Origin of the sequence: Sphingobium agri (genome assembly GCF_023051225.1) — a bacterium.
GTDB classification, from domain to species: Bacteria; Pseudomonadota; Alphaproteobacteria; order Sphingomonadales; family Sphingomonadaceae; genus Sphingobium; species Sphingobium agri.
In genome coordinates, this window is the sequence record NZ_JALKHS010000008.1 from 36,711 (window position 1) to 60,840 (window position 24,130).

At 63.4% G+C, this 24,130-nt stretch carries 26 protein-coding genes; 7 read left to right on the plus strand and 19 right to left on the minus strand.

Annotated elements, in window-relative coordinates; all coding sequences use genetic code 11:
* Positions 1-8: 8 nt before the first annotated feature.
* Positions 9-986: a quinone oxidoreductase family protein gene (locus MU848_RS11345; protein WP_247232009.1), complete on the plus strand. Its 978-nt coding sequence runs from the start codon at positions 9-11 to the stop codon at positions 984-986.
* A gap of 47 nt (positions 987-1,033) precedes the next feature.
* Here the strand turns inward: MU848_RS11345 and MU848_RS11350 are convergent, their stop codons facing one another.
* Together MU848_RS11350 and rho are read right to left on the minus strand one after the other, a co-directional pair.
* Positions 1,034-1,753: a YjbE family putative metal transport protein gene (locus MU848_RS11350; RefSeq protein WP_247232011.1), complete on the minus strand. Its 720-nt coding sequence runs from the start codon at positions 1,751-1,753 to the stop codon at positions 1,034-1,036.
* Between the two features lie 21 nt (positions 1,754-1,774).
* Positions 1,775-3,031, minus strand: a complete 1,257-nt coding sequence (gene rho / locus MU848_RS11355) for a transcription termination factor Rho (RefSeq protein ID WP_097090538.1) — start codon at positions 3,029-3,031, stop codon at positions 1,775-1,777.
* 283 nt (positions 3,032-3,314) lie between these two features.
* Between rho and MU848_RS11360 the strand changes: the two genes are divergently transcribed.
* Complete coding sequence (locus MU848_RS11360) at positions 3,315-4,250, plus strand: retroviral-like aspartic protease family protein (RefSeq protein WP_380800716.1); 936 nt, start codon at positions 3,315-3,317, stop codon at positions 4,248-4,250.
* Positions 4,251-4,256: 6 nt separating this feature from the next.
* On the opposite strand, the gene MU848_RS11365 is transcribed toward MU848_RS11360, so the two are convergent.
* The 6 genes from MU848_RS11365 to MU848_RS11390 all read right to left on the minus strand — a co-directional run bounded on the left by MU848_RS11365 (position 4,257) and on the right by MU848_RS11390 (position 11,551).
* The gene (locus MU848_RS11365; RefSeq protein WP_247232013.1) at positions 4,257-6,332 is read right to left on the minus strand and encodes a transglycosylase domain-containing protein; all 2,076 of its coding nucleotides are present in this window, start codon (positions 6,330-6,332) and stop codon (positions 4,257-4,259) included.
* A 111-nt stretch (positions 6,333-6,443) separates the two neighbouring features.
* Complete coding sequence (msrB, locus tag MU848_RS11370) at positions 6,444-6,848, minus strand: peptide-methionine (R)-S-oxide reductase MsrB (protein ID WP_097090540.1); 405 nt, start codon at positions 6,846-6,848, stop codon at positions 6,444-6,446.
* Between the two features lie 39 nt (positions 6,849-6,887).
* A complete protein-coding gene (holA, locus tag MU848_RS11375; protein ID WP_247232017.1) occupies positions 6,888-7,913 on the minus strand; it encodes a DNA polymerase III subunit delta in 1,026 nt (341 codons plus the stop codon).
* Positions 7,910-8,401, minus strand: coding sequence for an LPS assembly lipoprotein LptE (gene lptE / locus MU848_RS11380; RefSeq protein WP_201515433.1), 492 nt, complete (start codon positions 8,399-8,401; stop codon positions 7,910-7,912). The genes holA and lptE overlap by 4 nt, the downstream gene beginning before the upstream one ends.
* Before the next feature lie 97 nt (positions 8,402-8,498).
* Positions 8,499-11,015, minus strand: a complete 2,517-nt coding sequence (leuS, locus tag MU848_RS11385) for a leucine--tRNA ligase (protein WP_247232019.1) — start codon at positions 11,013-11,015, stop codon at positions 8,499-8,501.
* An 86-nt stretch (positions 11,016-11,101) separates the two neighbouring features.
* A complete protein-coding gene (locus tag MU848_RS11390) occupies positions 11,102-11,551 on the minus strand; it encodes a DUF3576 domain-containing protein (protein ID WP_097092617.1) in 450 nt (149 codons plus the stop codon).
* 224 nt (positions 11,552-11,775) lie between these two features.
* Between MU848_RS11390 and MU848_RS11395 the strand changes: the two genes are divergently transcribed.
* Entirely contained in the window at positions 11,776-12,504 is a 729-nt protein-coding gene (locus tag MU848_RS11395; protein ID WP_097090544.1) for a hypothetical protein, read from the plus strand.
* 202 nt (positions 12,505-12,706) lie between these two features.
* Here MU848_RS11395 and MU848_RS11400 read toward each other — a convergent pair whose 3' ends face one another.
* Entirely contained in the window at positions 12,707-13,267 is a 561-nt protein-coding gene (locus tag MU848_RS11400; RefSeq protein ID WP_247232021.1) for a thiamine phosphate synthase, read from the minus strand.
* A 23-nt stretch (positions 13,268-13,290) separates the two neighbouring features.
* Between MU848_RS11400 and MU848_RS11405 the strand changes: the two genes are divergently transcribed.
* The gene (locus MU848_RS11405; protein ID WP_247232023.1) at positions 13,291-14,025 is read left to right on the plus strand and encodes a YggS family pyridoxal phosphate-dependent enzyme; all 735 of its coding nucleotides are present in this window, start codon (positions 13,291-13,293) and stop codon (positions 14,023-14,025) included.
* Here the strand turns inward: MU848_RS11405 and MU848_RS11410 are convergent.
* Together MU848_RS11410 and pdeM are read right to left on the minus strand one after the other, a co-directional pair.
* Complete coding sequence (locus MU848_RS11410) at positions 14,003-16,792, minus strand: TonB-dependent receptor (protein WP_247232031.1); 2,790 nt, start codon at positions 16,790-16,792, stop codon at positions 14,003-14,005. The genes MU848_RS11405 and MU848_RS11410 overlap by 23 nt on opposite strands.
* Before the next feature lie 185 nt (positions 16,793-16,977).
* The gene (gene pdeM / locus MU848_RS11415) at positions 16,978-17,637 is read right to left on the minus strand and encodes a ligase-associated DNA damage response endonuclease PdeM (RefSeq protein ID WP_201515427.1); all 660 of its coding nucleotides are present in this window, start codon (positions 17,635-17,637) and stop codon (positions 16,978-16,980) included.
* A gap of 64 nt (positions 17,638-17,701) precedes the next feature.
* Between pdeM and trhO the strand changes: the two genes are divergently transcribed.
* Positions 17,702-18,529 carry an oxygen-dependent tRNA uridine(34) hydroxylase TrhO gene (gene trhO, locus MU848_RS11420; protein WP_201515426.1) on the plus strand — a complete coding sequence of 276 codons (828 nt, stop codon included), beginning with the start codon at positions 17,702-17,704 and terminating at the stop codon, positions 18,527-18,529.
* Here trhO and MU848_RS11425 read toward each other — a convergent pair.
* The 3 genes from MU848_RS11425 to MU848_RS11435 are packed head-to-tail and all read right to left on the minus strand — an operon-like array spanning position 18,520 to position 20,297.
* A complete protein-coding gene (locus tag MU848_RS11425; protein WP_247232033.1) occupies positions 18,520-19,230 on the minus strand; it encodes a M48 family metallopeptidase in 711 nt (236 codons plus the stop codon). The genes trhO and MU848_RS11425 overlap by 10 nt on opposite strands.
* The gene (locus tag MU848_RS11430) at positions 19,211-19,636 is read right to left on the minus strand and encodes a YcgN family cysteine cluster protein (protein ID WP_247232594.1); all 426 of its coding nucleotides are present in this window, start codon (positions 19,634-19,636) and stop codon (positions 19,211-19,213) included. Before MU848_RS11430 ends, MU848_RS11425 begins: the two co-directional genes overlap by 20 nt.
* Before the next feature lie 4 nt (positions 19,637-19,640).
* Positions 19,641-20,297, minus strand: coding sequence for an SCO family protein (locus MU848_RS11435; RefSeq protein WP_247232042.1), 657 nt, complete (start codon positions 20,295-20,297; stop codon positions 19,641-19,643).
* Positions 20,298-20,343: 46 nt separating this feature from the next.
* Here MU848_RS11435 and MU848_RS11440 point away from each other — a divergent pair, with 46 nt between their 5' ends.
* Positions 20,344-20,967 (plus strand): ankyrin repeat domain-containing protein, encoded by a 624-nt coding sequence (locus tag MU848_RS11440; protein WP_247232044.1) that lies wholly within the window; start codon positions 20,344-20,346, stop codon positions 20,965-20,967.
* A gap of 197 nt (positions 20,968-21,164) precedes the next feature.
* The gene (locus MU848_RS11445) at positions 21,165-21,398 is read left to right on the plus strand and encodes a hypothetical protein (protein WP_201515422.1); all 234 of its coding nucleotides are present in this window, start codon (positions 21,165-21,167) and stop codon (positions 21,396-21,398) included.
* Between the two features lie 25 nt (positions 21,399-21,423).
* On the opposite strand, the gene MU848_RS11450 is transcribed toward MU848_RS11445, so the two are convergent.
* The 5 genes from MU848_RS11450 to MU848_RS11470 form a co-directional block, all read right to left on the minus strand.
* The gene (locus MU848_RS11450) at positions 21,424-21,933 is read right to left on the minus strand and encodes an MmcB family DNA repair protein (RefSeq protein WP_097090554.1); all 510 of its coding nucleotides are present in this window, start codon (positions 21,931-21,933) and stop codon (positions 21,424-21,426) included.
* A 92-nt stretch (positions 21,934-22,025) separates the two neighbouring features.
* Complete coding sequence (locus MU848_RS11455; protein WP_247232052.1) at positions 22,026-22,673, minus strand: cell wall hydrolase; 648 nt, start codon at positions 22,671-22,673, stop codon at positions 22,026-22,028.
* A 181-nt stretch (positions 22,674-22,854) separates the two neighbouring features.
* The gene (locus tag MU848_RS11460; protein WP_247232061.1) at positions 22,855-23,193 is read right to left on the minus strand and encodes a DUF1491 family protein; all 339 of its coding nucleotides are present in this window, start codon (positions 23,191-23,193) and stop codon (positions 22,855-22,857) included.
* The gene (locus MU848_RS11465) at positions 23,183-23,680 is read right to left on the minus strand and encodes a PaaI family thioesterase (protein WP_201515419.1); all 498 of its coding nucleotides are present in this window, start codon (positions 23,678-23,680) and stop codon (positions 23,183-23,185) included. Before MU848_RS11465 ends, MU848_RS11460 begins: the two co-directional genes overlap by 11 nt.
* On the minus strand, positions 23,640-24,107 hold the full coding sequence (locus tag MU848_RS11470) for a PTS sugar transporter subunit IIA (RefSeq protein ID WP_201515418.1): 468 nt from the start codon (positions 24,105-24,107) through the stop codon (positions 23,640-23,642). The genes MU848_RS11465 and MU848_RS11470 overlap by 41 nt, the downstream gene beginning before the upstream one ends.
* Positions 24,108-24,130 lie beyond the last annotated feature (23 nt).

Consider the following 24,130-nt stretch of genomic DNA (forward strand, 5'->3'; position numbering starts at 1 on the left):
CGCAATCAATGGCTCAGGCTTGGCGCATGGTCATTCGCGAGACCGGCGGTCCGGAGGTGATCGAGCGGGAGGATTTCCATCCCGCTCCCCCGGCAAAGGGTGAGGTGCTGATCGCGCAGGACGCCATAGGCCTGAATTTCATCGATACCTATCACCGATCCGGCCTTTACAGCACCCCACTGCCTCTCACCCTCGGCGTGGAGGGCGCGGGCTATGTCGCGGCTGTCGGGCCGGGCGTCGAGGGCCTGGCCGTCGGGGACAAAGTCGGCGCGGCGGGCGGTTTTGGCGCTTACGCCAGCCATCGTACCGTCGCGGCCGACCGGGTGATCAAGATTCCGGCGGAAATCGGCACGGACGAAGCGGCCGCTATGATGCTGAAGGGGATGACCGCATGCTTCCTGGCCGAAGACACGCTGCCGTTGCAGTCCGGCCAGGTGGCGCTGGTTCATGCGGCGGCGGGCGGTGTCGGATCAGTGCTGGTGCCTTGGCTTCGCGACAAGGGCGTGGCCGTCATCGCGCATAGCGGCTCTGCAGAAAAAGCCGCTCAGGTCGAGGCGGACCATAGCCTGCACTGCCCATTCACAGACCTTGCCGGCCAAGTGCGTGAACTGACGGAAGGAAACGGCGTCGATGTCGTCTATGATGGCGTGGGCAGGGACAGCTGGACCGCGTCACTTGCCTCGCTCAAGCGGCGCGGCATGATGGTGAGCTACGGCAATGCGTCGGGTCCGGTGTCGCCCATTTCGCTGCTGGAGCTCAGCCGCGCCGGATCGCTCTATGTGACCCGGCCCACCCTGTTCGACTATATCGCCACGCGGGAAGAGTTGGATCATGTCAGCGCGCGTCTGTTCGATCGCATGCGCCGGGGCATCGTTCGCCCGCATATCGGGCAGCGCTACGCCTTATCGGATGTTGCCGAAGCGCACCGGGCGCTGGAAGGGCGGAGGGCGATAGGCAGCACCATATTGGTGCCCGACGGGGATTAAAAAGCAGGAAAGCAGGCGGCGGGCATCAAACCCGCCGCCGCCGCTCATTAGCTGAAGAGCGTCAGGACGCCGACTTGGTGGTCGACGAAACCTTCATAGATCATCTTGACCGCGACATAGATGATCACGGCGAGACCCAGATAAGCGATCCACCGGAAACGCTCGATATATTTGGCGATGATGTTCGCCGCGACGCCCATCAGAGCGACCGACAGAACAAGCCCGATGATCAGAATGCCGGGATGATCCCGCGCCGCGCCCGCAACAGCCAGCACATTGTCCAGGCTCATCGAAACGTCGGCTACGGCAACGGCCCAGGCTGCGGCCGCGAAGCTCTTGGCGGGCCGCAGCCCCGAAATGTCGTCGTCGCTGGGGTCCGGCGTATCCGCACCCCGCTTCGGATGCAGCTCGCGCCACATCTTCCAGCTGACCCACAGCAGCAGCAACCCACCGGCCAGAATCAGACCAACGATCTGCATCAACTGGGTCACGACCAATGCGAAACCGATACGCAGCACCAACGCCGCGATGATGCCGATCAAGATGACGCGCTGACGCTGCTGCACCGGCAGCCCCGCTGCCAGGGCGCCCACGACAATCGCATTGTCGCCAGCTAGCAGGATGTCGATCATCAGCACCTGGCCAAAGGCCGCCAGAGCAGTCGGAGAGCCGATATTGCTGAAGTCGTTGACGATGTGCCCCCAAATGTCGGCGGGCGATCCCAGACCCTGCGCAGCGGCAGCGGCAGTCGTAAGAAGGTCGATCATAACGGCCTGATATAACTCCGCTTACTGGTTCATCGAATCGAAGAAATCTTCGTTGGTCTTCGAATCCTTCATCTTGTCGAGCAGGAATTCCATCGCATCGACCGTGCCCATCTGCATCAGGATACGGCGCAGCACCCACATCTTGCTGAGCTTGGCCTTGTCGACCAGCAGCTCTTCCTTGCGGGTGCCCGACTTGCCGACATCGAGCGCCGGGAAGATGCGCTTGTCCGCAACCTTGCGGTCCAGCACGATTTCCGAGTTGCCGGTGCCTTTGAACTCTTCGAAGATGACTTCGTCCATGCGGCTGCCGGTGTCGATCAGAGCCGTCGCGATGATGGAGAGCGAACCGCCCTCCTCGATATTGCGCGCCGCACCGAAGAAACGCTTCGGACGCTGCAGCGCATTGGCATCGACACCGCCGGTCAGAACCTTGCCGGACGAAGGAACAACCGTGTTGTAGGCGCGGCCCAGACGGGTGATCGAATCGAGCAGGATCACCACATCCTTCTTGTGTTCCACGAGGCGCTTGGCCTTTTCGATCACCATTTCGGCAACCTGCACATGCCGCTGCGCCGGTTCGTCGAAGGTGGAGGACACGACCTCGCCCTTCACGCTGCGCTGCATGTCGGTGACTTCTTCCGGACGCTCGTCGATCAGCAGGACGATCAGGAAGACTTCCGGATGATTGTCGGTGATCGCCTTGGCAATGTTCTGCAACAGCACCGTCTTGCCGGTGCGCGGCGGCGCGACGATGAGCGCGCGTTGGCCCTTGCCCTGCGGCGACACGATGTCGATGACACGGGCCGACTTGTCCTTGACCGTGGGATCAAGCGTGTCGAGCACCAACTTCTGCGTCGGATAGAGCGGCGTCAGATTGTCGAAATTGACGCGGTGGCGGACGACTTCGGGATCGTCGAAATTGACCGAAATCAGCTTGGTCAGCGCGAAATAGCGCTCGCCATCTTTGGGCGCCCGGATTTCGCCTTCCACCGTGTCGCCGGTGCGCAGGCCGAACTTGCGCACCTGGTTGGGCGACACATAGATGTCGTCGGGACCGGCAAGGAAGTTTGCCTCCGGGCTGCGCAGGAAGCCGAAGCCATCGGGCAGCACTTCAATCGTGCCCTCGCCCATGATCTGCTCGCCATTCTCCGCCTCGGCCTTGAGGATGGCGAACATCAGGTCCTGCTTGCGCAGGGTCGACGCGCCTTCCACGCCCAATTCTTCCGCCATGGTGACAAGATCGGCGGGGGATTTCTTCTTGAGGTCCTTAAGGTGCATTCGACTTGAGTCCGATGGAGAGAGATGAGGAACGAAACTGCGATAGAAAAGGAGAGATCTGCCCGGTATGGAGAAACACGGGACTCCGGCGCGGGACGGCCGGGATAGACTGTCCGCGTTTAGCGATCAGCGCCCATGCAAGTCAAGGCACCGCGTCGCGTCCCGTTCCCGGAAAATGCGCGCTCCGCCGCTCCTGTCGGCAAATGGTGCAACAGTTGCGGCAATGGACCCGCGCCGCTCATCCATGCTATGATCTGGCCTTCCCGCTGAAGAGGCGAAGGGCATGAGAAACGCGTATCTCGTCCCGCCATTGGCAATGCTGATGCTCTGCCTGCCCGCTGCCGGTCAGCCCGTCCCGGCGCTTGATCCGCCCGCTATTGTCCGCACCCTTGCCGCCAGCGACGACCGTGTTTCCATCCCGATCCACATTGGTGGCCGGGGCCCCTGGAACTTCATCGTGGATACGGGCTCGCAACGCACCGTCATATCCCGTAACCTTGCCGATCAACTCGCCCTCCCCGCCCGCCGCCCCGTCACCATCGTCAGCATGGCAGGGCGCAGCGAAGCGCGGACGGTTGCCCTCCCCCGCCTCGGCTATGGCAAGGAAATGATCGACGATATCGAGGCTCCGGTTTTGGAGGCTGATCATCTCGGCGCGGCTGGACTGCTGGGGCTCGACAGCCTGCATGCCAAGCGTCTCCTCCTCAATTTCCGCACCGGACGCATGGAAATCGGCGCCAGCCGTCCCTCATGGCGAGATCCCAATGCGATCATCGTCGAGGCGCGGCGGCGCAAGGGACAGTTGATCCTGCTCCATTCCGACGCGAACGGGCTGAAGGTCAACATCATCCTCGACACCGGCACACACCTCAGCGTCGGCAACCTGGCGCTGCGCGACAAACTGATCCGCAAGAAACGCGCGCCCTCGATGAGCGAGGTCAGCCTGATCAGTGTCACGGGCGAGACCTTGACCGGGCAACTCGGGCGCATCGGCAAGATCCGCATGGGGCCGATCTCTCTGACCGACCTGCCGGTCATGTTCGCCGATGCGCAGCCTTTTCGGGAACTCGGCCTGGCCGACAAACCCACTTTGCTGCTCGGCATTCAGGCGCTCAAGATGTTCGACCGCGTTGCCATCGATTTCGGCCGGGGAAAAATCGACTTCCTGATGCCGGGCGCGAGCGCCCTCGACCGGCAGCGCCTGGCCAGCACCGGGTAAGGCCGGTTAGCGCGGCGGGGGCCGCCGCCCTTCGCGGCCGAGCACCTGGTCGATCCACTGCTGATCCAACCGGGGCGGCGTCGTGCGGGCGGGAGGCGCCTGCTCGACGGATTGGTCGTCCGGCTCCGTGCCGTCATCCTGTTGCTGCTGCTGGTCCTGGCTGATTGGCATGCCATTTTCATCCACCATCATGCCACCGCCCGATCCATTGTCGGGCTCGCCATAATAGGCTTCCTCGTCCGGCTCCAATTGCCATTCGGGCAGCGTTACCTGCGTCTCGAACTGTTCCACAGGGCGGCGCGAAACCGCGACCTTCATATAGTCGGCAAAGGCATGGGCGGGCGCGCGTCCCCCCTGCAACACGCCGACAGGGCGCGCATCGTCCCGGCCCATCCAGACGCCCGTCGTGATGCCGCTGGAAAAGCCCAGGAACCAGCCATCCTTGTTGCTGCTCGTCGTGCCGGTCTTGCCCGCTACAGGGCGGCCGATCTGCGCGGCCTTGCCCGTGCCTGTGCTGACCGCCGTCTGCATGAGGTCGGTCATGCCCGCGGCCACCCACGGCGCGACAAGCACGCGGCTGGTATCATCCTGATGCTGGTAAAGCAGCCGCCCGTCGGCAGTCGTTACCTTGGTGATGCCATAGGGCGTCACCGCCACGCCCTTGCGCGCTATGGAGGCAAAGGCGCGCGTCATGTCGATCAGGCGCACGTCGGACGTGCCCAGCACCATCGAGGGATGCGTGTTGATCGGCGTCGTCACGCCAAAGCGTCGCGCCATGTCCGCCACCGTGGGAAAGCCGACTTCCACGCCCAGCTGCGCCGCGACCGTATTGATCGAATAAGCGAAGGCCGTGCGCACATCGATGTCGCCCGAAAAGCGGCCGGAACTGTTGCGCGGGCTCCATCCATTGATCGTGACGGGCTTGTCGGTCACGCCCGTATCCGGCGTGTAACCCGCCTCCAGCGCCGCCATGTAGACGAAGATCTTCCAAGCCGAACCCGGCTGCCGCGTCGCAGTGGTCGCGCGATTATAGTTGGACGTCACATAATCGAGCCCGCCGACCATCGCCCGCACCGCCCCATCGCGATCGAGCGACACCAGCGCGCCCTGCGCACCACGAGGCACATTGGCCTGGATCGCCGCGGTCGCAGCCTTCTGCATGCCTAGATCGATAGTCGTATACACTTCCAGCGGTTCATTGGGCTCATCTACGAGCACGTCGAGCTGCGGCAAAGCCCAATCCGTGAAATAACGGACGCTGTTTTGCGGCGGCTCCGGCGCCATCTTGACGTCGTCCAGGTCGATGCTCGCGCGCTCGGCCGCGCTGATCGCGCCATTTTCCTGCATCAACTGCAACACCACACCCGCTCGGCCAATCGCCGCCTCGGCGTCAGCGGTGGGGGAGTAGCTCGACGGTGCCTTCACAAGGCCTGCGATGATCGCGGCTTCCGGCAGATCGAGCGTGGTCGCGGGATGACCGAAGAATTTGCGGCTTGCGGCATCGATGCCATACGCGCCGCCACCGAAATACACCTTGTTGAGATAAAGCTCCAAAATCTGCCGCTTGGAAAATTTCCGCTCCAGCGCCAGCGCCAGGATCATCTCCCTGACCTTGCGGCCCCAGCTATAGCTGTTGTTGAGGAAGATGTTGCGCGTCACCTGCTGGGTGATGGTCGATGCGCCCTGCCAGCGGCGGCCCTTGCCCCGGTTCTCCAGCGCAACCCAGGTCGCGCGCGCCATGCCGATCGGGTCGACACCGGGATGCATGTAATAACGCTTGTCCTCGGTCGACACCATCGCATCGACCATGACCGTGGGGATCTGATCATAGGACAGCCAGCGGCCAAAGCTCGGCCCCAGAGAGACGATCACGCTACCGTCGGCGGCATGGACCCGGATCATCTGGCCATTGGGCGATGATTTCAGCGATTCATAGCTGGGAAGCGACTGATAGGCGATCACCACCGCAACGATGATCGCGAACAAAGCGCCAAGGGTCGCGACCAGCCCGAACTTGAACGCCCTCACGAGCCACCGCTTCGCGCCCCCGGGCGTGTCCTTGCTCTTGCCTGATCGTGCCATCTATCCCGCCCGGATACGCGCTAACTGATAGAGCCGCCAGCGCAAATCGGACGCGAGCCTGCCCATGAGCCTGTTTCTCAAGAGGGACGACGCTTTACCGGCGATGAATGATTATTCAACCTCGTCGCGCGGCTTGAAATCCAGCGACGCGCTGTTCATGCAATAGCGCAGGCCGTTGACGCCCGGCCCATCAGGGAAGACGTGGCCCAAATGCCCTTCGCACTTGGCGCAACGTACTTCGGTGCGGATCATGCCATGGCTGCTGTCGCGCACCTCTTCCACCGCGTCGATGTCCACGGGCGCGGTAAAGCTCGGCCAGCCAGACCCGCTGTCATATTTTTCCTCGGCATCGAACAGTTCGGCCCCGCATCCAGCGCAATAATAAACGCCATCGGCCTTGTTGCCATTATATTTGCCGGTAAAGGCCCGCTCGGTCCCGGCCTCTCGCAACACATGAAATTGTTCGGGGGAAAGGCGCTCGCGCCATTCGGCATCGGTCAGGTTGAGCTTGTCCATGGCCGCAATATGGCGACGGCTCTTCCTGCGATCAAGCGCCTAACGCTCCCGCGCCGCCTGCCGGGTAATGGCGAGCAGTTCGTGCCGCACCATCAGGTCGCCAAGCCCCCTGCCCGATCGGCTCGCCCGCTCTGCCTGCGCCAGACGTTGGATCACGCGGGCGATGCCATGCGCGTCCCACAGCCGTACCTGCCGGGTCACGACAGGCTTGTCCTTCCAGAACACCTGCTTGCCCGCCGCCTCGACCGCGCCTTCCAGCCGCCCGCTTTCATCGAAGGACGTACGAATATTGGCGATCAGCATCGCCCGCGTCAGCAGCGGACGCAACACCGCGGCCATCGCTGTTCCCGCCTCGCCCAGGCGGCCCAGTTCCCGGTGCATCGCGCGCAAGTCGCCTCCCAGCACCGCGTTCACCAGCGGAGCAGCGTCCGCATCGGGATTGTCGGCCGACAAGGCATCCATTGCTTGCGCCGTCGCCTCGGCAGGGCGATCCGGCGCGGCGTCGAGATAGAGGATCAGCTTCTCGATCTCGCCGCTCATCAGCGCGCGGTCGCCATTGGTAAGGTCCACGATCCGCTTGGCAAGGTCGTTGGGCAGGCGCAGCCCCCCTTCCCGCGCCACCGCGACAGCGATCTGCTCGGCCTCTCGGGCATCCGGCTGGTACGAAATGAACGCCATGGCTCGCGGACTATCGAGCACCAGCTTCAAAAGCTTCGACGTGCCCTTCAACGCCCCAGCCGTCGCGATCACGGGATTGCCTGCCGCCTCCGCCTCCAGCAGCGCCGTTACGGCAGCCAGCGATTCCTCGCCCATGCCATTCACCCGCACCCAGCGGCGGTCGCCGAACATGGAAAAGGACGCAGCTTCATCAGCCAGCCGCGCAGGATCGTCCCGCAAAGTGGGCCCGTCCAGATCGACGCGCTCGGCCTCGGGTCCCATCGCCCGCTCAAGCCTTTTGCCTAGCGCGGCGCTCCCTGCCTCATCAGGGCCGTAGAGCAGGAAGAAACGGATATCGGCCGGGGGTGCGTCGAGCGCCTTTTCAATCTGGCCGCGATTGGCCTTCAACGCCGCTGGTCCCTCGCCGCGAACAGGGCGAGCCGGGATATGATCTGATCCGCGATCGTCTGCGACAAGCGCTCAAGCGCAGTGTCTTCCGCCGCGATGGTCGCATATTCGCTCGACGTGACGTCGATGCCCGCGTCCGATCCCGCCGTATCGTCGATAATCTGTGCGCCCTTGTCATCAATCAGCTGATAGCGCGCCCGCAAGGTCCGCCGCTCGCGCGTGATCGCCTGGTCGGCGCGCAGGCCAAAGCCGCTGATCTGGTCATCCAGCTTCACCACCAGACGATATCTCGGTCCTTCGCCGCTCATCGCGGCCAGGCGATCGTTCAGCGCGTTGCGAACCAGCCAACCAGCCTTGCCCTCGATCGGCGCGATGTCGATGCTACCCAACTTCTGCGCAACAGCGCCATGACTGCCGCCGCCATAAACGGGACGCAGCCCGCAGGCGGAAAGGGTAGCGAGGAGCAAGAGGGGAACAGCGTATCTCATCAGCAACCCTATATCCGTTCGGGCTGAGGCTGTCGAAGCCCCCTTCTTCCTCTTCGAAAGAAAAGTGCCCAAGCCCGCTCAGCCCCAACGGCGATCTTCAAATCACCAGATTGACCAGCCGGTCAGGCACCACGATCACCTTCTTCGGCGTCGCGCCGTCCAGCGTCCGCGCCACATTGGGCGCCGCCAGCGCGAGCCGTTCGAGTTCCTCCTTGGCCGTCCCCTTGGGCACGGTAATGGTATCGCGCAGCTTGCCCATCACCTGGCAGGCGATCGTCACTTCATCCTCGACCAGCAATGCCGGATCGACCTGCGGCCAGGCTGCGTCGGCGATCAGGCCGTCCTCGCCCATGTCCGCCCAGGCTTCCTCCGCCAGATGCGGCGTCATCGGCGCGACCAGAAGGGCCAAAGCCCGGATCGCCGCGCTTCGACTGGCGGATGGCTTGGCCTTCTCCACCGCATTGGTCAGCTCGTAGATCTTCGCTACCGCCTTGTTGAAGGACAGCGCCTCGATATCCTTCGCCACGCCGTCGATCGTCTGGTGCAGCTTGCGGTCGAGCGCCTTGTCCTGCCCCTCGGCAGCCTTGTCGGCCTCACCGAACAGCCTCCACAGGCGATTGATGAAGCGCCAGCTGCCCTCGATCCCGCTCTCCGTCCAGGGCAGATCGCGCTCCGGCGGGCTATCGGACAGCATGAACCAGCGTACCGCGTCCGCGCCATATTGGGCGATGATGTCATCGGGATCGACGACATTCTTCTTGGACTTGGACATTTTCTCGACGCGGCCAACCGTGACCGGAGCACCGCCTTCGACCATGACCAGTTTATCGCCTTGCCGCTCTACATCCTGCGGCGCGAGCCAAGCGCCCTCGGGCGACTTGTACGTTTCGTGCGTCACCATGCCCTGCGTGAACAGGCCGGTGAACGGCTCGGCAAAGCCGATCTGCCCCATATGCTGGAGTGCACGGGTCCAGAAACGCGCGTAGAGCAGATGCAGGATCGCATGTTCCACGCCGCCGATATATTGCCCGACCGGCAGCCATTTCTCTACCGTCTCGCGGTCGAAGGGCTTGTCCTTGGGCTGGCTGGCGAAGCGGATGAAGTACCAGCTTGAATCCGCGAAGGTGTCCAGCGTGTCCGTCTCGCGCTGCGCCGCCTTGCCGCACTTGGGGCAATCGACATGCTTCCATGTAGGGTGACGATCCAGCGGATTGCCGGGAATGTCGAAGCTGACATCTTCGGGCAGCACGACCGGCAACTGATCCTTGGGCACGCCCACCGGCCCGCAATCCTCGCAATGGATCACCGGGATCGGGGTGCCCCAGTAACGCTGGCGCGACACGCCCCAGTCGCGCAGGCGGAACACGGTGGTGCCGTTGCCCCACCCTTCGCTCTCCGCCCGGCGGATCACCTCGTTCTTGGCATCCTCTACGCTCATGCCATTGAGGAAATCGGAGTTTACGAGACGACCGGGACCAGCATAGGCCTCGTCACCGATGCCCTTGTCCTCATCGCCCTCGGCAGCGACCACGCGGTCGACCGGCAGCATATATTTGCGGGCGAAATCCAGGTCGCGCTGGTCATGACCCGGCACCGCCATGACGGCGCCCGTGCCATATTCCATCAGCACGAAATTCGCGACGAACAGCGGTAGCTTACGGCCGGTAAAGGGGTGGATCACCGAACGCCCGGTGTCATAGCCCTTCTTCTCCTGCGTCTCGATCTCCGCCGCAGCGGTGCCGCTATGACGGCATTCCTCCGCAAAGGCGGCGAGCCCCGCATCCTTCGCCTCCAGCGCCAGCGCGATCGGATGATCCGCCGCGATCGCCGCGAAGCTCGCGCCGAAAATGGTGTCGGGCCGGGTGGAGAAAACCTCCAGTTCCTCGATGCCGTCCACCGGCTCGTCCAGCTGGAAGCGGAACTGCAGGCCGACCGACTTGCCGATCCAGTTCTCCTGCATCAGCCGCACCTTTTCGGGCCACTGGTCGAGTGTCTTGAGCCCCTTCAGCAGGTCATCGGCAAATTGCGTGATCTTCAGGAACCACTGGCTGAGCTTGCGCTTCTCTACCGGCGCGCCAGAACGCCAGCCCTTGCCGTCGATCACCTGCTCATTGGCCAGCACGGTCATGTCGACCGGGTCCCAATTGACCGCGCTTTCCTTGCGGTAGACCAGCCCCGCTTCCATCATGTCCAGGAACAGCGCCTGTTCATGGCCATAATAGTCCGGCTCGCATGTCGCGAGTTCGCGGCTCCAATCAAGCGCGAAGCCCAGCTTCTTCAGCTGCGCCCGCATCGTCGCGATGTTGGATCGGGTCCAGTCGCCCGGATGCACCTTCTTTTCCATCGCCGCATTTTCGGCCGGCATGCCAAAGGCGTCCCAGCCCATCGGATGCAGCACTTCATGCCCCGTCATCCGGCGGAAGCGCGCCAGCACGTCGCCCATCGAATAGTTGCGGACATGGCCGATGTGGATGCGCCCGGACGGATAGGGGAACATCTCCAGCACGTAGGATCGCGGCTTGGTGCTCGTATCCGACGCCTTGAACGTCTGCTTCTCGTCCCAGACAGACTGCCAGCGGGCGTCGGCCTCCAGCGGGTTGAAGCGCCTTTGCATCTATTCCAAGTCCTCAAAATGCAGGCGGGCTGAGCTTTCGACAAGCCCAGCCCCAGTTATTCAGGAAATCCTTTGAAGGGAATGGCTTATCCCGCAATGGCCATGCGGCGCAGGTCGCGCGCCTTGGTCAGGATGATCTCTTCCAGCTTCTGCACGGTCGCAGCCTGCACCGGCGCATCGACCCACTGGCCGCCCTGGTTCACCTGGCGGCTGGCCGCGACGCGCAGCGCGTCGGCGCGCAAGTCCTGGTCCAGGATCGACACGGTCAGCTTCATCCGCTCGTTGGGCGTGTTCGGATTGGCGTACCAGTCCGTGACGATCACGCCGCCGTTAGAATCGGTCTGCACCATCGGCATGAAGGACAGCGTGTCCAGCGTGGCGCGCCACAGATAGCTGTTGACGCCGATCGTCGTCACCTTGGACGCGGCCAGGTCGGCCTTGGGCCGCTCCTTGGACCCGCCACCGCACGCGGCGAGCGGCAGAAGCGCGGCCAGCAGCAGACCGGCGGAAACAGGAGCGGGTAGGCGGCGGACCATCAGGATATGTCCCATATTTGAAGAAAACGCCCCGCATCTATAGAGAAGCCGTGGCAATGGGCAAGGGGGCCGTCGTCGCCGCTGAAACGCTTGGCCGCCTCGCGCGTTTGGACTCTGTGTGTTCCGTGCAACAGCGCGGACAAAAAGGTCATGACGCACTACCCATCGCAGGCACATAGGTGTACAGCTTTAAAAAATTAGTCGGTGGGGAAGAGATTCGTGTGATGCGCATGAATAGGGGACATTTGGCGTTAGCGGGCGCGGCAGTTGCCGTCGCTGGCTTCATGCTGTCTCCTGCCATTGGCGCTGCCACCGATCTTGTGAAGCTCCGCGCCGATGTCCCGGTCTCGCTCGGCGCGCTGGGCAGCATCTCCTCCTTCACGCCCACGACCAAGGATCCACGTCTGGCTGCCGCCTATGCGCGCATCGCAGCCTCGGCTGGACGTCAGAATTTCAAGTTCACGCCCACCAGCGGTTCGCTCAGCGGACAGCGCTCGGTAACGGTCATGGTCCGTGCGGCCGATCTTAATGATCGCGTGACGGTCAGCCGCACGATCGACCCGGTCGGTATCGCGCCCGTCGCCTTCAGCCTGAACAATGCGCATAACTGGCGCAAGTTCGCCCTGCCCGAAGCGGTGGGTCGCAAGGAACTGGACCCGGTTTCGATCGAGCAGATGGCTGGCGCGAAGAATTTCTCGCTGGATCAGGGCAAGAATCGTTTCAGCACCAAGGTGATGATCGAAAGCCGCCGCGATCCGGGCACCGCGATCCGCAACCCGAACGCGGACAAGGATTATTCGCTGGATCTCGCCAGCTCCTATTCGCTGACGCGCAACCTGAACGTCACCGCTGGTCTTCGCTACAACAATAGCGTGATCGGCCGCCTGACCCCGATGACCGACGACCGTCAGGATAATCAGGCGGTGTATCTGGGCACCGTATTCAAGTTCTGATCCTGGTCCCCAGCTGCCTTCCACCTATGATTTGAGCCACTCCCCCGTCATCCCAGAGAATGTTGGGATCTCGTGGGGGTGAGCGCTATGGAAAACCAACAGGCCTGGGGCGCATTGTCTACCGGCCAAGATCCAAAACATTCCCCGTTCCCCAACCCTCTCCCCTGAAGGGGAGAGGGAGAATTCACTCCTGTGCAAGCCACTATGATCCCTCAGTAAGACCATCAATCGCCGCCCAGCCCGAAGCGCCGATCCCCTTCAGCATCAGCCGATGTTCCGCACGAACGCCTCCCAATGCGACGATCGGCACCCTTGCCCTGCGCGCCAGAGCCGCGAAAGCGGCCCGCCCCAGCACCCTCCCCCCCGGATGCGACCGCGTCGCGAAGAGCGGCGAGAGGAAGACAAGGTCCACCCCCGCCCGCTCGGCCGCTCGCAATTCGCGCTCATTGTGAACGGCCATGCTGCGAACCAGAGGCCGCGCCGCCCGCCAGTATCCCCGCCCATGCCAGCCATTGGCACCCCAGGCCGCTGCCTCACGCGCCGATCCCGCCAACAGCAGCATGAGACCCCGCCGCCGCGCCACCTGCGCCAGCCTGTGGAACAGGTCCCGTCGCGCACCCACGCTGGTATGATAATGGCGGAACAGGATGCCTCCCTGCCCCTTCGGCAACCGCGCGGCGCTCGCCAGCAGCGCCTCGGTCGACACGCGCTCGTCCGTCACCAGCCAGATCGAGGGCAGATTTTTAGCGTAGCGGGCTCTCATCGCCCTCGCCTATAGCAGCCCCTATGACGACCGACAGCATCGAAGCCGCCGACCGGCTGAACGCCCTGCGCGACAGCATGGGGCGTGCGGCCCGCCTCACCGGCCGCACCGCCGATGATATAACCCTCATCGCCGTCTCCAAGACGCAGGAAGCCGCCGCCATCCGGCCGCTCATCGCCGCGGGCCAGCGCATATTCGGCGAAAACCGTGTTCAGGAAGCCCAGGCCAAATGGCCAATGCTGCGAGAGGAAACCCCCGGCCTTTCCCTGCATCTTGTCGGCCAACTGCAATCGAACAAAGCGGCCGACGCCGTCGCCCTGTTCGACGTCATCCATTCGCTCGATCGCCCTTCCCTGCTCACCGCGCTCGGCAAGGCGATGGATGCGGCCGACAAGCGCGTCCCCTGCTTCATTCAGGTCAATATCGGCGCGGAAGAGCAGAAGGGCGGCTGCCCAATCGCGGAAACCCCGGCACTGATCCGCGCCGCCCGCGACGCTGGCATCCCCGTGTCCGGCCTCATGTGCGTCCCCCCAGCGGACGTCGAGCCCGCGCCCTATTTCGCGCTGTTGGCAAAGATCGCCCGGGACGAGGGCATGGATCAGCTATCCATGGGCATGTCGGGCGATTTCGAAACGGCGATCATGCTGGGCGCCACCCATATTCGCGTCGGCACGGCCCTGTTCGGCGAAAGGCCTTCTCCCGCCCGCCCTGTTCCGGCGAGCGGGAGAGGCATGATCAGAAACTCCCGCGAAGGGTGATGCCGTAGGTGCGGGGTTCAGCCAGATAGGCCGAGATAAGCTGGTTTGCCATTGGCGCGCCAAGCGCGAACTGACCCGTCGTCGATGTCGAAGGACTGCTCGACTGCAACGGACTGCTGAACGCCACCTGGGTATAATCCTGGTTGAAGATATTCTGGCCCCAGAATTCCACTGCCCAGCGCTGCTCGGGTCCTCGAATGCCGACCCGCGCGTTGAACACGGCAAAGCCATCCTGCCGCTTTTCGGGGAACAGGTCCGACCCCGTGTTGAAGTCGCTGGTCATGCGCCCGTCGATATAGAAGAGCGCGGACAGCCCAGAGGAGCCGATCTCCGGCGTCCAAGATGCGCTGACCGTCGTCACCACCTCAGGCGCCTGGCTGTTGAGCGATCCCGGCAGCAGGAACAACGCCGGATCGAGCGGTACGGACCCGTCGCCACTGCCCACCAGCCGGTTGGCGAATTTCGCCCGCGCATAGGTAAATCCGCCCGCCACGCGGACATTGCGTACTGGCGACGCCGACAGTTCCAGTTCGACGCCCTGGCTGATCAGGCCCGGTCCGACATCATCGCTGTCACAGGTGCGGCCGGCCGAAAGCGATCCATCACAGCCATTGATGTTCTGGACGACAAAGCTGGTGCCGTTGAAGGTGTTCAGCTGGAAATTCTTGAACTCCTGCCGGAACGCCGCGATGTTCACACTCCACTTGGGCTGGGTATATTTCAGCCCCACTTCAAAGGCATCGACCTTCTCCGCGGCAAAGCGAAGGCTGCTCACATCGGCATTGCTGCGCGGAGAGAAGACGGCGGGAACGGGGTTCAGCCCGGTCGATCCAAGCTGGAACCGATCGAGATTATAGCCGCCCGCCTTATATCCCTTCGAATAGCTGCCATAGACCAGCATTTCGTCCAAAGGCTTCCATGACAGCACGGCCGTTCCGGAAAACTCGCCATCGCTGATCCTGTCGTTGAGGTTCAGCGTATTGAGCCCGGTCGAACTGTTGCCCAGGCAACCCAGCGTCAATATACCCTGCGCCAACGCGGCGGCGCTCCCCAATGCAGGGGTGGTGGCGATCTCGAACAGGTCGTTCAGCGCCCCGGGATTGCGCGCCTGCAACGCAGCGCAAGTTCCGTTATTATTGCTGAAATCTGCCGAGAAACGCTTTGTCTCATGCGTGTAGCGCAGGCCCAGCGTCAGATCGAGCTGCTTTGTGATGTGAATGATGTTGTGGGTGAAGAGCGCCCAATTTTCGCTCTTCTGACGATATACCGACGCCAGATCGCCCGTGCCGCCGGGAATCGCCGCCAATGCGCGTAGCCCGTTCCCAAGGCCAGTTGAAAGTGCGCCCGCGGCGCCAGCACCGATCGCAGGCGTCAGACCCGCATTGAGCTGCGCCTGCGTCCCGCTGATCAGCGCCTGTGTCGCGAGGCCACTACCGCACGCCGCCAGTTGCTGCGCCGTCAGGTTGCTGTTGACCCCAGCCCCGGCCATCAGGCGGCACGCGGCAAAGCGGCCATAGTCGTCGCCGAAGACAATATTGTCCTCCAGCGTCAGCTTCTCATGCGCATAGTAGCCGCCGACCAGCCAGTCGAGAACCTCGCCAAAGGCGGAGCCTTGCGCGCGCAATTCTTGGGTGAAGGTGCGGAACTGACGGTAGGTGCTGGGATCGCGGTACAGCAGGTCAGCGCCGCTATAATCATAATCGCCATAGTCCTGGCTCTTATAATCGCGATAGGCGGTGATGCTGGTCAGTTTCGCGCCGCCCAAGTCGTAATTGACCTCGCCCGACAGGCCCCAATCCTTGACCTTGCTGACATAATCGCGCCCGGGCGTGATCGTCAGCTCGCGGTCGTAGGGATCGGACGGGAAGACACTGCCCTGTCCCGCCAGGATCGCGGCGATACGATTGAAGGGAGCCGTGCTGTACCCGCCGCCCGCCACCGGCCGCCGCTCGCGCGTCTCGATATAGGCCGCGCCGCAGCAGCTTTCGTCACGATTGGTATAATCGCCGATCAACCGGATCGACAGCGCGTCATTAGGTTCGAACAACGCCTGCCCGCGCAGGAAATAGCGATCGCGATCATTGGTCTCGCCAACCTTGTTTCCGCTGGTGTCCACCAGGTCGAAAAAGCCGTCCCGCTTCGACCAGACCCCATCCAGGCTGAGCGCAAGCTTGTCGGATACGGGCCCCGTAATGCGCCCGGCGAGCCGCCAATAGTCATAATTGCCGTAGGTGACCTCGGCCTTGCCGCCCAATTCGAACTCCGGCGCCTTGCTGATCACGTTGATGAGGCCAGCCGAGGCGTTGCGCCCGAACAGCGTCCCCTGCGGCCCGCGCAGCACTTCCACGCGCTCGATCTCGCCCAGTTCATTGAGGCCCGCGCCAGTGCGGGAACGGTATACGCCGTCGATAAACACCGCGACCGAGCTTTCCAGCCCCGGATTGTCGCCGACCGTGCCGATGCCGCGAATGCGGGCGGACGCATTGGCTTCCGACCCGGTCGAAGACACCAGCAGCGATGGCGCAAGCTGGTTGAGCGACCGGATATCGCTGGCGCCGCTATTCTGCATGGCCTGCGCCGTCACGGCGGATACCGCGATCGGCACGTCCGACAGCGGACTGGCCCGGCGCGTCGCCGTTACGATGATGATGCCTTCATCCTCTGCCGCGCTGGTCTGCGATTGGGTTTCCTGCGCCTGCGCATGGGATACGGATCCAGCCAGCGCGATCATGCCGGCGGACAACAGCCAAAGATTCTTCTTGCTCATGAGACCCTTTCCTCTCCTGCAGCGCATGATTGTCCCATGTCGTCTACGGAGTGCGATTATGCGGACACAGCAGGCCAAAGGCAAGGCAAGCCAGCTTTTCCAACCCTTTGCGTCCGTTGGTTTACCTGATTACAGGCTTCTGTGGCTTAGCAGCAACAGCTTAACGCTACGTTTCCGTAGCGTTGCTAGCCAAGCGGGAAACGCAGCATCCGGTCGGCCACCGGCACCATCGCCATGGCGCCGGGCCCGACGGCGCGACGGATTTCGCCATGTCCTGCGTCCAGCCCGCCGGTTAGCGCGCCTAAAGCAGGCAGAATCAGCTTGGAAGAAGAGCCGACAAAGCACCGCCGCGACACCCGCCGCCCACGCAACGACAGGCGGAGCTTGGGGTGGAAATGGCCTGAAATTTCCGGGCGCGGATCGACCGGATCGGCCTCATGTCGCAGCCAGATGCCATCGACCTCGGCTTCCACGACGCGCCGCCCGCCCGGCGTCGCATCCATGCCGGCGTCATGATTTCCAGTGATCCACAACCAATCCAGCCGCGCCGTCAGCGCCTCCAGCCGCTCGCGGGCCCTGGACGGCAGCCGCGCCGCGCCATCGGCATCGTGAAAGCTGTCCCCCAGCGACCACACCGCCCGCGCGCCCGTCCGCGCCACCAGCGCCTCGATCACGTCCAGCGTCGCCTGGCTGTCATGCGGGGGCAGGAACTGGCCGAACCGGCTGAACCAGCTCGCTTTCTCGAAATGCAGGTCCGCCACCAGCAAAGCCGATCGGGCGGGCCAGAACAGCGCCGCCTCCGGCAAAGCCATGAATTCGTGACCCGCGAACGAAAAGGGAACCATGGCTCGCCTATGCGCGCTCGCGCCCGCCCTTTCAAGAGCGGTTTGAAGCCGCTATGGGCGCGCCATGGCTTCGCCCTTCACCATCGCCGCGCTTTACCGCTTCGCCAGCTTTGCCGATCCTGAAGCTCTGGCGGTTGAGCTGCGCGAAATATGCGCGCGGCTCGGCACATGCGGCACGCTGATCCTTGCGCGCGAAGGCATCAACGGCACGGTCGCGGGCAATGCCGAAGCGATCGACGCCCTCCTCGCCCATATCCGTACGCTTCCGGGCTGCGCCGATCTCGACGTCAAATTCGCCACGGCGGAAGAACCGCCCTTCGCCCGCATGAAGATCAAGGTGAAGGCGGAGATCGTGACGCTGGGCGCAGGCGACCTCGACCCCGCCTCCCAAGCCGGGCGCTATCTCGACCCGGCCGAATGGAACGCGCTGATCGCCGATCCCGACACGATCGTGATCGACACCCGCAACGCCTATGAGGTTGCCGTCGGCAGCTTTGACCGCGCGATCGATCCCGGCACGCGCTCCTTCCGCGAATTTCCCGCCTGGTTCGACCGCTTTGCCGAGCAGTTGCGCGAAGACGGCCGCGAGCCGCGCATCGCCATGTTCTGCACCGGCGGCATCCGCTGCGAAAAGTCGACGGCGCTGGTGCGCTCGCGCGGCTTTGAGCATGTCTATCATCTGCGCGGCGGCATCCTGCGCTATCTGGAAGAAATGCCGGAAGACCAGAGCCGATGGCAGGGCGACTGCTATGTGTTCGATGAACGCGTGTCGGTCGGCCACGGCCTGACGCCCGGCAACCACATCATCTGCCGCAGCTGTGGCCTCGCCCATCGTCAAGACGCCGCGCATGTCTGCGTGGCAGAAGGTGACACCGCCTCATCTCAGGCGTGATAGCGGTGCAACCCCGACCCATGCTCCCTTAGCCAGGCGCGTGCGGGCTTGGGATCTTCCCCCAATATCCGCGCATGGGCCGCATGAAAGGCAGGGCTGTGGTCCATGTGCAGCAGATGGGCGAGTTCATGCGCCACCGTCGCGCGCCGGACATGCGGCGGGCACAGGATCAAGCGCCAGCTGTAGCGGATCGCCCCGCTCGACGCGCAACTGGCCCAGCGGCTGCGCGGATCGCCTATGCCGACCGACGCCACGATCAGGCCATGATCGCACGCCATCGCATGGCTTTCCTCTTCCAGCACCCCCCTCGCCCGCGCCCTGAGCCAGCGCAGCACACGCGGCCCCACCGATTCGCGCACGCCGCCAAGCGTCAGCCGGTCGCCCTCGATCCGCACCGTACGCGACGCGTCCGCCATCCAGCAGATGCGGACCTCCCGCCCTTCCAGAGGAAAGCATGTCCCATCCTCTAATCGCACCAGCGCGGGCCGGGCCGCCATCTGCGTCCGGACCCAGCCTTCATGCCCCTGCGCCCACCCCAGCGCGCGGTTGAGATTGGCCCGCATCGGCAGCGACAACCGCAATTCCCCGCGCGCATGGTCGAGCGACAGACGATAAGCTTTGGCCCGCGCTGACCGGCGGATGCGGACAGGAACGGCAACCCCGTCGATCGTGATGCTGCTGTCAGAGTTCGCGGTCGACAAGATGATTTTCCCAATCGCCCGCGTCCGCCTCCGCAATCGTCCAGCCGCGCACTGATTCCTGCGCACGATGCACCGCCTCGCGATCGCCGCTGATCAGATAGTGCCAGGACGGCAGCGGCTTGCCCTCGCCCCGCAGCCGATAGGCGCAAGTCCGCGGAAGCCAACTGATGGTCTTCACCTTTTGCGGGGTCAACCGGACGCAATCGGGCACGAAGCGCCGCCGTTCGCTGTAATTGCTGCACTGCCCGCTATGCCGGTCGAGCAAACGGCAGGCGACGTTGGTCGGATAGACGCGCCCCGTATCGTCATCCTCAGCCTTGTGCAGGCAGCATTTGCCGCACCCGTCGCACAGCGCTTCCCACTCCGCGCGGTCCAGCTTGTCGAGGGGCTTTTCCCAGAAGTTCAAACCGTCACTTGACCCATTTTTCCAGGAAGGCACGTACATCATCCGCCGTGCCTTCCTGCTTGTCCGCCGTTCCCGGATCATCCACCGGCACCAGAGCCACGGGCTGACCGTCTGGCCCGAACAGATAAGGCGTGCGGCTATGGCTTACCAGATAGCCGCTCGCTCCTTCCGCCTTTTCCTTGTTGGCGATGACGACGAAATCCTTCGCCACCTTCGCGATGTCCTCCGGCGTACCGGTGAGGCCGATCAGCTGGGGGTGAAACGCCGCGACATAGGTCTTCAGCACGGCCGGCGTGTCGCGCTCCGGATCGACGCTGATGAAGATCGGCTGGACCTTCGCGGCGCGTGCCGCATCCGCCTTCTCGAACTGCGAAAAGCCCTGCATGATATGCTGCAAGTCCAGCGGGCAGACGTCGGGGCAATAGCTGTAGCCGAAATAGACCAGCCGGTACTTGCCCTTGAAATCGTCCCACCGCACCTTCTTCCCATCCTGGTCGGTCAGGGTGAAAGGCGCACCGATGCGCGCTCCGGCCAGATCACCGCGCATGCTCTCCGCCTCGCCTGATGCGTTGCCGCCGCCACCCATATTGCAGGCGGCCAGCAGCGCTATGAGCGGCAGGATGAGGGGACGGATCGCTTTGTTCATGGCGCCGCCAGCCATGCCCTGCTATGGGCGCCATTGCAAATGCCAACGGGGCTCAAGGACGATGATGAAGGCTTTTCCGGCTTGGATGGGTGCGGCTCGCGCTGCTGCCCTGGCGCTGACGTTGCTCTCGCCGGTCGCGGCGCAGGCGCAATTTTCGGACGCCTATAATTTTCTGAAGGCGGTGAAGGACGCCGATGGGCAGAAAGTCACCGACCTGATCCAGAAGCCGGGATCGACCGTCATCAACAGCCGCGATGTCACCAGCGGAGAGACCGCGCTGCATCTCGTCATCGCCCGGCGCGATAATACATGGCTGTCCTTCCTCCTCGCTAAGGGCGCCAATCCCAATCTTGCCGACAATCGCGGCAACACGCCGCTCATGAATGCGGTGCAGGCCCGTTTCGAGGATGGCGTCCGCACGCTGCTCGGCAACGGCGCGCAGATCGACAAGACCAATGGCAGCGGCGAAACCCCGCTGATCCGCGCGGTGCAGCTACGCGACATCGGGATGGTCCGCCTGCTCGTCGCGCAGGGAGCGAATGCCGACAAGCGCGACACGATCGCTGGCATGTCCGCGCGTGATTATGCTGAACGGGACGCCCGCACTTCGGGAATCGTCGAAGCACTGGCAGCTGCCAAGCCGAAGGCCACGCCATCGGGTCCGGTCCAGGGTCCGACTTTTTAAAGTTGCCAAGCCCGCGGTCTACAACGGACGCGCTAGTCTAAGTCTCCCGTCCACTTTTCGCCCTGAGCCTGTCGAAAGGTCTTACTTCCTTCAAGAAAGGAAAAGGGCTTCGACAAGCTCAGCCCGAACCGCCTTGTCTCCGGCCCCGCGCCTTCCCATCTTCTCTCCATAATCCTGAAAGCCTGGAGAGGCCGGTCATGGAGCGCAAGAACGATATCGAAAAAGCCTGGGAACAGGCACTCGGCAATATATTCCAGCCCTATACGCATGCCCCCCATGACATGAAGAAGGCGCTGGACTCATTTCATGGCAGCCTGACCAACAGCAGCTACGACATCCGCCGCCACATGGCCCGAACTGCGGCCCGGCAGGGTTCCACTGCGCTCAACCGATTCCTGGCCGACGAATATTGGGGCACGCGCCCTCGATAAGGATGAAGGTGGTGGCGGCTAACGCTCACCACCCCAATTCCGCAGCATGGTCCGGGTCCGCCAGCGCGGTCAGCCGCCGCGCTGCTCGCCGCGCAAAGCGCAGCGTCTCGGCCTTCCGCCGCGCAGCCGCAAGCGGCTCCACCGGCGCAGGCCGCAGCAATTCCGCATCATATTGATCCGCCACGATCAGGCCGGTGCGCGCGGGCCACAGCGCCTCGCTGTCGAAGAGCGACAAGTCGAAGCCGGAAGGCACCGCCCAAAAGAAGCGGTCGCAATAATCGAGATAATCGGGCCATTTCATGTCGCCCAGCAAATCTGCGCGGCTGCATTTGATTTCGACGATGGTGATGCGTCCCGCGCTATCCAGCGCCATGATGTCGGCACGGCGGCCGTTGGGCAGCGGCACTTCCAATATTCCGCTCATGTCGTGCCGAAAGAACAGCCGCAGGGTCCCGCGCGCGACGGCCAAGGCGGTGCCGTCAGTGAGTGGAGAGCAGCCCTCATCAGGCGCGGGCAGGGAAGAAGCCGGACTCATGGCTCAGCTTTTAGAACAGGAAGGGAACAAAAGAAAAGGCCGATTCAGTTTCCTGAACCGGCCCGCTGTCCTTGTGATGTGGGACCCGAGGATCAGCGATAGAAGATATGATTGTCGATCGCGGCGAGCTGGCGCTTGCCCCAGCCCGGCGAAACCCGGCGGGCATGGAAGAACAGGGCGCCTTCCGCCTTGCTGTTCCAGCTGTCCTGCATGGCGATCTGGGCAATCGCAACCGCCTCGCGCCAGCTTTCGCTCGCCATCGGAATGGCGGGCATACCGCGTCCACGCACGAAGCTGAACTGGCCCGGCTGATAGACGACACCGCACAGGCTGCTGGCGAAACGGCCCGACTTCGCCCGGTTGATGATCACGCGAGCGACGGCCAGCTGGCCTTCCAGGCTTTCGCCCTTGGATTCGAAATAGACCGCGCCAGCCAGGCACTTCATGTCACCATCGACGCTTTCGGCTTCGCCGTGCGAGGCGACCAGGGCAGACAGATTGTCGGCGCGCACATCGGCGCTGTCGGAAAGATTGGCCAGCGGCTGAGCGACTTCGCGCGGCGCGGCGAAAACAACAGCGGGCTTGGAAGCCGCCGGAGCTGCATTCAGCTCTTGATTTCCCGGAAGGGAGACGACCGATGGAGCGACTTCGCTAGCGCTCGACATGTCGGCCGCAGTTACCGCGACGGTGGCGGTCAGGGCAAATGCCGCGGCAGTCGCGGCCTTCAAACGAAAACTCATTACAACTCAGAAACATGCGGTTCTTGGCCAGGGACGTCAGGAAAAACCCTACACAACTATCGACGTCAGGCCGCCCCCCGTCTGCGTGTTTACCTCCCCCGCCCCCCACGGGCGAATTTGGCAACCTGCGCGTTAAGCGTTGGGAGGGGCCAGTGCCTTTGACCAGCCGGGGAGTCAACGATTAGCAGATCGTTTCAGCGGCGAACCGTTCCGCATCCGCGATATCGAGTTCGATTACCCACAGATCGGGGTCCGAACGTCTCCGCCTCGCTAGATATTGATTGAGGGAATCGGTTCCCTCTTCCGCCGCAGGCCCGCACCGTTCCATCCTGTACCCGCCGGCAAAGTCTGACACCCGTTCGAACAGCCCCGCAAACTGCCCTTTTTCCGCCGCTTCGATCAGGATCACACCGCTGATCTCGTCGCCCTTGACCAGCACCGTGGCGAAGCCCCCTGCCGCCGCTGCGCGCCTTACCAGCACGCCGATCAGCATCGCGCTGGTCAGCCGGTCAGCCTGCATAACCGGGCAATGACGACAGCGGGATGTGCGACCGCATGAAAGTGCCCGTTCCCCGGCCGACCTCTTCGCCGTCCATATCGACCAGGCTGGCTTCGGCGACGAACACGCGCCGCTTGCCGCTGATCCAACGGCCTTCCGCACGGATTCGCCCTGGTCCGATGGGCCGGGTGAACAACAGGTTGAACGCGGTCGTCAGCAGAAAACGATCGCTGACCAGGCTGTTCGCCGCATAGAAGGCCGCATCGTCCATCATCTTGAAATAGACGGTGCCATGGACAGCGCCTGCCGCATGGAACTGTTCTTCATCGACATCGAATTCGATGATGGAACGGCCGGGTTCGGCAATCGTCAGTTCCGACCGGAACATCCGGTTGATCGGTGCGGAGCGGTAGAGATTCTCCAGCGCACGAAAATGCGCTGTCTCGCCGCTCGGCACATCGGCCATGTCAGGCGGCGTCACGCGCTTCGCCGCCAGCCAGCAGCGCATGCAGCGCCTCGGCCGATTTCGCCCCCCGCAGCCGCGCGACATGTCCCTCGTCACGCAAATAGCGCGACACGCGGGCCAATGTCTTCAGATGCTCCGCCCCGCTGTCCACAGGGGAAAGCAAGGCGAAGACGATGTCCACCGGCGCGTCATCGACCGAATCGAAGGCGAGCGGTGGATTGAGCTGCACCACGACGCCGCTCATCCGTTCCAGGCCGGGAATCTTCGCGTGCGGAATGGCAACGCCGCCGCCAAAGCCAGTCGATCCAAGCCGCTCCCGTTCGAACAGAGCATCCGATACCGCGGCCGCATCCAGCCCGTAAGCGGAAGCGGCGAGTTGCGCGATCTTCTGGAACAGCGGCTTTTTGCCGTTAGCCGAAACGTCCGTTGCAAGTGCTTGTGGCGCGACGATGTCGTTGAAATGAACCATGACCAACCTGGAACAGCCGGGCG

Coding starts and splice junctions, on each gene's coding strand:
- MU848_RS11460 (WP_247232061.1), bottom strand. CDS start 23,193: ATGCAGGCTGACCGGCTGACCAGCGCGATGCTGATCGGCGTGCTGGTA.
- lptE (WP_201515433.1), bottom strand. CDS start 8,401: ATGAGATACGCTGTTCCCCTCTTGCTCCTCGCTACCCTTTCCGCCTGC.
- MU848_RS11455 (WP_247232052.1), bottom strand. CDS start 22,673: ATGAGTTTTCGTTTGAAGGCCGCGACTGCCGCGGCATTTGCCCTGACC.
- msrB (WP_097090540.1), bottom strand. CDS start 6,848: ATGGACAAGCTCAACCTGACCGATGCCGAATGGCGCGAGCGCCTTTCC.
- MU848_RS11365 (WP_247232013.1), bottom strand. CDS start 6,332: ATGGCACGATCAGGCAAGAGCAAGGACACGCCCGGGGGCGCGAAGCGG.
- MU848_RS11450 (WP_097090554.1), bottom strand. CDS start 21,933: ATGAGTCCGGCTTCTTCCCTGCCCGCGCCTGATGAGGGCTGCTCTCCA.
- MU848_RS11410 (WP_247232031.1), bottom strand. CDS start 16,792: ATGAGCAAGAAGAATCTTTGGCTGTTGTCCGCCGGCATGATCGCGCTG.
- pdeM (WP_201515427.1), bottom strand. CDS start 17,637: ATGGTTCCCTTTTCGTTCGCGGGTCACGAATTCATGGCTTTGCCGGAG.
- MU848_RS11435 (WP_247232042.1), bottom strand. CDS start 20,297: ATGGCTGGCGGCGCCATGAACAAAGCGATCCGTCCCCTCATCCTGCCG.
- MU848_RS11445 (WP_201515422.1), top strand. CDS start 21,165: ATGGAGCGCAAGAACGATATCGAAAAAGCCTGGGAACAGGCACTCGGC.
- MU848_RS11350 (WP_247232011.1), bottom strand. CDS start 1,753: ATGATCGACCTTCTTACGACTGCCGCTGCCGCTGCGCAGGGTCTGGGA.
- MU848_RS11440 (WP_247232044.1), top strand. CDS start 20,344: ATGATGAAGGCTTTTCCGGCTTGGATGGGTGCGGCTCGCGCTGCTGCC.
- MU848_RS11390 (WP_097092617.1), bottom strand. CDS start 11,551: ATGGTCCGCCGCCTACCCGCTCCTGTTTCCGCCGGTCTGCTGCTGGCC.
- MU848_RS11395 (WP_097090544.1), top strand. CDS start 11,776: ATGCGCATGAATAGGGGACATTTGGCGTTAGCGGGCGCGGCAGTTGCC.
- MU848_RS11360 (WP_380800716.1), top strand. CDS start 3,315: ATGAGAAACGCGTATCTCGTCCCGCCATTGGCAATGCTGATGCTCTGC.
- MU848_RS11400 (WP_247232021.1), bottom strand. CDS start 13,267: ATGAGAGCCCGCTACGCTAAAAATCTGCCCTCGATCTGGCTGGTGACG.
- trhO (WP_201515426.1), top strand. CDS start 17,702: ATGGCTTCGCCCTTCACCATCGCCGCGCTTTACCGCTTCGCCAGCTTT.
- MU848_RS11465 (WP_201515419.1), bottom strand. CDS start 23,680: ATGCGCTGCTGGCTGGCGGCGAAGCGCGTGACGCCGCCTGACATGGCC.
- MU848_RS11405 (WP_247232023.1), top strand. CDS start 13,291: ATGACGACCGACAGCATCGAAGCCGCCGACCGGCTGAACGCCCTGCGC.
- rho (WP_097090538.1), bottom strand. CDS start 3,031: ATGCACCTTAAGGACCTCAAGAAGAAATCCCCCGCCGATCTTGTCACC.
- MU848_RS11345 (WP_247232009.1), top strand. CDS start 9: ATGGCTCAGGCTTGGCGCATGGTCATTCGCGAGACCGGCGGTCCGGAG.
- MU848_RS11470 (WP_201515418.1), bottom strand. CDS start 24,107: ATGGTTCATTTCAACGACATCGTCGCGCCACAAGCACTTGCAACGGAC.
- leuS (WP_247232019.1), bottom strand. CDS start 11,015: ATGCAAAGGCGCTTCAACCCGCTGGAGGCCGACGCCCGCTGGCAGTCT.